This is a genomic window from Bradyrhizobium sp. DOA1 (assembly GCF_001593325.1).
Lineage (GTDB): Bacteria > Pseudomonadota > Alphaproteobacteria > Rhizobiales > Xanthobacteraceae > Bradyrhizobium.
Window position 1 is genome coordinate 3690142 of record NZ_JXJM01000001.1, and the last position, 1339, is coordinate 3691480.

2 protein-coding genes are annotated in these 1339 nt (G+C 65.3%); both read right to left on the bottom strand.

The annotated features are described in order from the left end of the window. On the bottom strand, positions 1–176 hold a 176-nt coding region (locus SE91_RS35395), incomplete at its 3' end, for an NAD(P)/FAD-dependent oxidoreductase (RefSeq protein WP_156490018.1). A 145-nt stretch (positions 177–321) separates the two neighbouring features. After that, a complete protein-coding gene (locus SE91_RS17600) occupies positions 322–1239 on the bottom strand; it encodes an SDR family NAD(P)-dependent oxidoreductase (protein ID WP_060735808.1) in 918 nt (305 codons plus the stop codon). Positions 1240–1339 lie beyond the last annotated feature (100 nt).

Genomic DNA, 1339 nt, shown 5'->3' on the forward strand with positions numbered 1-1339 from the left:
GGTTCGCTGTGGGTGAGATTGAGCCCGCCGCGCCCCGCCATCAGGAACTTGCGGCCCGCGGACGGCATCGCGTCGTAGACGGTGACGCGGGCGCCGCCCTGCGCCAGCACCTCCGCCGCCATCAGCCCGGCGGGTCCGGCGCCGATGACGGCGATTTGTGAGTCCGTTTTGGTCATAGCGGGAGTTTAGGCCAAGAGCGGCGGCTTATGTCATGCCCGGGCTTGTCCCGGCATTCACGAGAGCCACGCGCGAGGTGCTCAAGAACGTGGATGGCCGGATCAAGCCCGGCCATGACGGCTGAGAGTGCCCTTATGCTCTCGCTTACAGCTTGATCCCAGCTCGCGCCGCGGCTTGGGCGACGTATTTCTGCGTCTGCTCGAACGCACCTGTCAGCGCCTTGGCCTTCGACATGTCGCTGATCTCGGCGAAGTGCGCGGCGACCGCGTCCGGGGTCCATTCGGACTCCGGCAGGTTGATGCCTTCGCTCTCCAAAATCTTGATCACGGCGAAAGAGCCGGCGCCGGCTCCCATGATGGTGCGGGTCGGCGCGTCCTCGCTCAGCATGTACTCGACTGCCGGCGTGATGGCGTTCGGCTTCATCAGCTGTAGCGCCTGCGGCGGCAGCAGCTCTTCGGTCATGCGGGTTGCCGCCGTCGGCGAGATGATGTTGACGCGGATATCGTTCTTGCGGCCTTCCTCGGCCAGCACGTTCATCAGGCCGACCATGCCCGACTTCGCCGCGCCGTAATTGGCCTGGCCGAAATTGCCGTAGAGACCGGAGGACGAGGTGGTCAGCACGATGCGGCCGTAATTGCGGTCGCGCATGCCGGCCCAGGCCGCCTTGCAGCAATAGAAGGTACCGACGAGGTGCACGTCGAGCACCTTCTGGAAATCGGCGGCTTCCATCTTGCCGAATGATTTGTCGCGCAGGATGCCGGCATTGGCACACAAGAGATCGACGCTGCCCCATTCCTTGGTGGCGCGCTCGACCATGGCGGTGACCTGCTCGAAATTCGAGACGTCGGCGCCGTCGGCCATTGCAGTGCCGCCGGCCTTGCGGATCTCCTCGACCACCGCCTCCGCCGGCGACAGCGAGCCGCCGGTGCCGTCACGCGCGCCGCCGAAATCGTTGACGACGACCTTGGCGCCGCGGCTGGCCAATCCCAGCGCATGCGCCTTGCCGAGACCATTGCCCGCGCCGGTGACGATGGCGACGCGTCCGTCGAACCTGATTGCCATTGTGCAGTTCCTGCTTCTTCTTCCTTCTCCCCTTGTGGGAGAAGGTGGCGCGAAGCGCCGGATGAGGGGTTGTCTTTACAAGCGAGTCCGCGGAGAGAGA